Below are 4,294 nucleotides of genomic sequence, written 5' to 3'. Positions count from 1 at the left end.
GAACAGGATGCTGCCAGGCTCTATGCTTCCGCTAGGTCAGGTTTGTCCTTCTGAACAGGGTCCGTTGGGAAGCTTCTACCCATCAATCTCTGCGGCTGGTCGAAACCTTCGGCCAGGGCCGCATGCCACCATCCGGCGAATGCGCGGCAGGACCGGCCGCATTGCCTTCTGCAACCGCTCGCTGGATAGTCTCGGCATGTTGGCGACCCTGGCGACTCACTGGCCGCAAATTCTGGCGATCATCTCCGTGGTGATGGCGACGGTCGGCATCGTCCATGCCGTCATGACCAAGGAAGATGTGCGCGCCGCCACCGGCTGGGTCGGCGTGATGGTGCTGTCCCCGATCCTCGGCGTGCTGATCTACGCCGTCGCCGGCATCAATCGCATCCGCCGTGCCACGATCACCGCCCAGCGCCCGTTTGCCGACGGCGTGGTGTCCGCCAAGCATGAGCGCGACGTCGCTGTCGAAGAGGCCCTGATCGTCGAGCGATACGGGCAACGGTTCACGGGCTTGCGGACACTCGGCGACAGGGTGGCGCGGCGCGCGCTCAACCCTGGAAACGCAATCGATGTGCTGGAGACCGGCGACGAGGCCTATGCCGCCATGTGCGCGGCGATCGACGGCGCCGAGCGCAGCGTCCTGCTCGAGACCTATATTTTCGACAATGACGCCGTCGGCCTGCTCTTCGTCGAGGCGCTGGCCGGCGCCGTCCGGCGCGGCGTCACCGTCCGCGTGCTGATCGATGCCGTCGGCGCCCGCTACTCGGTGCCGAGCATCCTGGGGCATTTGCGCGAGGCCAACATCCCCGCCGACGTCTTCAACGGCAACATCGTCATGGGCCTGCGCCTGCCCTACGCCAATCTGAGGACCCACCGGAAGATCCTGGTGGTGGACGGCATCGCCGCCTTCACCGGCGGCATGAACATCCGCAAAGGCTTCTCCGCCGAATTCGCCGGCTCCAACAGCGCCAGGGACACACATTTCCGGGTGACCGGCCCGATCGTCGCCGACCTCTTTTCGGTCGCCGCCGAAGACTGGCGCTTCGCCACCAACGAGGCGCTGAAGGGCGACGCCTGGCGCATTGCCCCGCTGTCGCCGTCGCCAGGCGCACCGATGATGGTGCGGGCGGTCGCTTCCGGCCCGGATGCCAGCAACGAGACCAACCACAAGCTGCTGATCGGTGCGTTCTCGGTCGCCCGCAAGTCCATACGCGTGATGTCGCCCTATTTCCTGCCGGATCGGGAACTGATCAGCGCCCTGATCACCGCCGGCAGGCGCGGGGTCGAGATAGACATCGTGGTGCCGGCGGTGAACAATCTTTTCCTCGTCGACCGCGCGATGATGGCGCAGTTCGATCAGGTGCTCAAACACTATTGCCGTGTCTGGCGAACCGAGGGACCATTCGACCATTCGAAGCTGCTTTCGATCGACGGCGTGTGGGCCTATGTCGGATCTTCCAATCTTGACGCCCGATCGCTGCGGCTCAATTTCGAGATCGACTTGGAGGTGCTCGATGCCGGCTTTGCCAGCGAGATCGAGGCGCGGATCGGGTCGGCGATTGCCTCCGCCGTGCCGGTAACGCTGGAAGCCTTGCGAGCCCGGCCGTTCCTAATCAGGCTGTTCGACCGGGCATTGTGGCTCGGTTCACCCTATCTCTAAGGCGGAGGTGCGCTTGAGGAACTCGTCTGTCATGGAACATACGCCGAAATTGCCTATTTTGACTGTATCCGGCTTCTGAATTGAAGCCAGCGAGAACGAGCAGCACAGATGCACAGAATTGGACGCAGCCTCCCGGCAAGCATGCTTCTGTCCCTTCGTGACCGCCGGATGCAGAAAGCTAACGCCGCCGCACTCAAGACGACAGCCACCACCGGCACGCTGGTTGCCTCCTACAATGTCCATAAATGCATCGGCGTCGACAGGAAGTTCGATCCGGACCGGACCATCCGCGTCATCCGCGAAATCGATCCGGATGTCATTGCCCTGCAGGAAGCCGACAACCGCTTCGGCGACCGTGATGGTCTTCTCGACCTGCCCCGGCTCGAACGGGAAACCGGACTGGTTCCGGTGCCGATTTCCGCCACCGGCAAGGGCCATGGCTGGCATGGCAACGTCTTGCTGTTCAAGAAGGGCGTCGTTCGCGACGTGCACCAGATCAAGCTTCCGGGGCTGGAGCCGCGCGGCGCGGTGGTGGCGGAGATCGACCTCGATGGAAGCCGGACGCTGCGCATCATCGCCGCCCATCTTGGCCTGCTGCGCCGCTCCCGCTCCCAGCAGGCGCGCGTCGTGCTCGACCTGATGAACAGCCCGGACGAAAGACCGACCCTGCTGCTCGGCGACCTCAACGAATGGCGGCTTGGCAACCGCTCCGCTCTCAACACGCTGCATGCGACGTTCGGCCCGCAGCCGCCGGCGGTCCCCACCTTCCCGTCGAACCTGCCGCTGCTGGCGCTCGACCGGATCATGGCCAACCGGCATGGCATGATTGCCGCCATCGACGCGCATGACACGCCGCTTTCACGCGTTGCCTCCGACCACCTGCCGCTGACAGCTTTCGTGCGCCTGGAGCGGGTGGACGATAACGCCTTGATGTCTCCCGCGTCGCAAAGAGTGTAAAATTAGTCGGAACGCCCAGTTCTTCCGCGAGTTACCATGTCTTGAACGTGTAGGAGGACGAGATGAAGAAGTTGATTCTGGCTTCCCTGTTGGCATTGGCCGCGACAGCGGCGATCACTGCGCCGACGCGAGCGGCAAGCGTGACCATCCAGTCCGACGACGATCGATATTTGCCGGACGACGATTCCGACAGTGGGATCGTTATTCGCCGTCACCACCGGGATCGCTATTACGACAATCAGTATGATGGCGACCGGAACGTTCAGTATGACGATGGCGAATACCGGTACGGCGAATATCGCCGCCACCACAGGCATCATCGCTGCCATATCGAACTGGTCAAGCACTGGCGCCACCACCACAGGGTGATCGAAGAGGTTCGCGTCTGCGGCTGATCCCGATCCGTACCAACCAGCCGGCGAAAGCCGGCCGGTTGGTCGCGTATTGGGGGGCGAGAGATGCCGCCATGGACCAGTTGGAAACGCCTTGCAGACGACTGACGCGCGGCGCGGTTCGCGCAGCTGGATTACCTGGCTGATCTTGTCGCGATTGCGCTTGGCCCGGTAACTCACTCTCCACCATCCTCGTCAAGCCGCAGATCACCGGCGCGCTTCCCAGGGCATGGCAATCGGCTAGCCGATCCCACCATGGACCGGTCGTTGCCCGACCCGTGTTCGGGTTGGGCTTGCTCTTCGCATTTGGTGCCTCTGGACACAGCCGTGGAAGGCTGAAAAATGTGGAGCGCAACTCGGCTTTTGGAGTTGAACCGGAACACCAGGAGGATGGCGCTGAAATTGGAAGATATTGCCGGCCATCCGGCGTTGCATCGCTACGTTCAGGAACAGTCCCTGGCGCTGATCCGAATCTATGAGGAGAGCCCTCGCCTGGCTTCCATTTTCGCCACGCAGCAGCGTTGGCTAATGGGTCATGTCGGCCTCGCCATGCATTTCAGGCGCGATCCGCACGACCGCCGCAAGGAACTGACGGTATCGCGGTTCATCGAGTTCGTGCACCAGCATGCGGTCGCCAGCCGCAACACGGCGGACGCTTTCATCAAGGAGATGCTGCACTACCACATCGCCGAGTATGTGTCGGGTGGCGACGGCCGTACGCACCCTTTGCAGCCGACGGCGGCAACCGTGCAGACCTTTACCGGCTGGGTCCTTGCCCATCTGCGGACGCTGGATCGCCTCGACGGCGCTGACCGCTTGGCCAGGTTCCTCGAACACCCCGAGATGGTTGCCGGGCTGCAGCCTCTGGTGGCGGACGGCCTGCTTGCCTCCAAGCCGGTGCGCGAACCCAACCAGACCTTTTCGCTGTTCATCTGGCTCAACAATGGCGGCATCGTCATGGACTGGCTGATGTCGGGCATCGACCCCGATCACGCCGGCCTGGACCAGATTCCGACCAGCGTGGTTTCGATCGGAGATTTCGCCAAATGGCTCAAGCTCTCGCGGACCCATCTGGCCCGCAAGCTGCGCGCTGCCGAGAATCTCGGCAGCATCGGCTGGCTCGGCCAGCGCGGCCATTCGGTGATGTGGGTGTCGAATACATTCTACCAGGAATACATGACAGTCCAGGCGGCCAAACTGGCCATCGTCGACACCGCTTTCAATGCCTGTTTTCCGCCGGCTGGAAGCTGATCGGTGCGGCATCCCCGTAACGGGGATGCCGCAC

4 protein-coding genes are annotated in these 4,294 nt (G+C 63.0%); all 4 read left to right on the top strand.

Annotation, left to right across the window (positions count from 1 at the left end; genetic code table 11):
• Positions 1–196 precede the first annotated feature (196 nt).
• The 4 genes from EN969_RS18980 (at position 197) to EN969_RS18965 (ending at position 4,260) form a co-directional block, all read left to right on the top strand.
• A complete protein-coding gene (locus tag EN969_RS18980) occupies positions 197–1,660 on the top strand; it encodes a phosphatidylserine/phosphatidylglycerophosphate/cardiolipin synthase family protein (RefSeq protein WP_024502662.1) in 1,464 nt (487 codons plus the stop codon).
• Between the two features lie 108 nt (positions 1,661–1,768).
• Positions 1,769–2,617 (top strand): endonuclease/exonuclease/phosphatase family protein, encoded by an 849-nt coding sequence (locus tag EN969_RS18975; protein ID WP_013529834.1) that lies wholly within the window; start codon positions 1,769–1,771, stop codon positions 2,615–2,617.
• A 62-nt stretch (positions 2,618–2,679) separates the two neighbouring features.
• Positions 2,680–3,012, top strand: coding sequence for a hypothetical protein (locus EN969_RS18970; protein WP_063168906.1), 333 nt, complete (start codon positions 2,680–2,682; stop codon positions 3,010–3,012).
• Positions 3,013–3,399: 387 nt separating this feature from the next.
• The gene (locus EN969_RS18965) at positions 3,400–4,260 is read left to right on the top strand and encodes a hypothetical protein (RefSeq protein ID WP_024502664.1); all 861 of its coding nucleotides are present in this window, start codon (positions 3,400–3,402) and stop codon (positions 4,258–4,260) included.
• The last annotated feature ends 34 nt before the right edge of the window (positions 4,261–4,294 follow it).

This window comes from Mesorhizobium sp. M7A.F.Ca.CA.003.01.2.1 (assembly GCF_003998945.1).
GTDB classification, from domain to species: Bacteria; Pseudomonadota; Alphaproteobacteria; order Rhizobiales; family Rhizobiaceae; genus Mesorhizobium; species Mesorhizobium ciceri.
The sequence above is the reverse complement of the archived record's forward strand: the minus strand, read 5'-3'. Positions and strand labels throughout refer to the sequence as shown.

Excerpts from the sequence above, each read along its gene's own strand:
- EN969_RS18970 (WP_063168906.1), top strand. The coding sequence starts at position 2,680 with ATGAAGAAGTTGATTCTGGCTTCCCTGTTGGCATTGGCCGCGACAGCG.
- EN969_RS18975 (WP_013529834.1), top strand. The coding sequence starts at position 1,769 with ATGCACAGAATTGGACGCAGCCTCCCGGCAAGCATGCTTCTGTCCCTT.
- EN969_RS18965 (WP_024502664.1), top strand. The coding sequence starts at position 3,400 with ATGGCGCTGAAATTGGAAGATATTGCCGGCCATCCGGCGTTGCATCGC.
- EN969_RS18980 (WP_024502662.1), top strand. The coding sequence starts at position 197 with ATGTTGGCGACCCTGGCGACTCACTGGCCGCAAATTCTGGCGATCATC.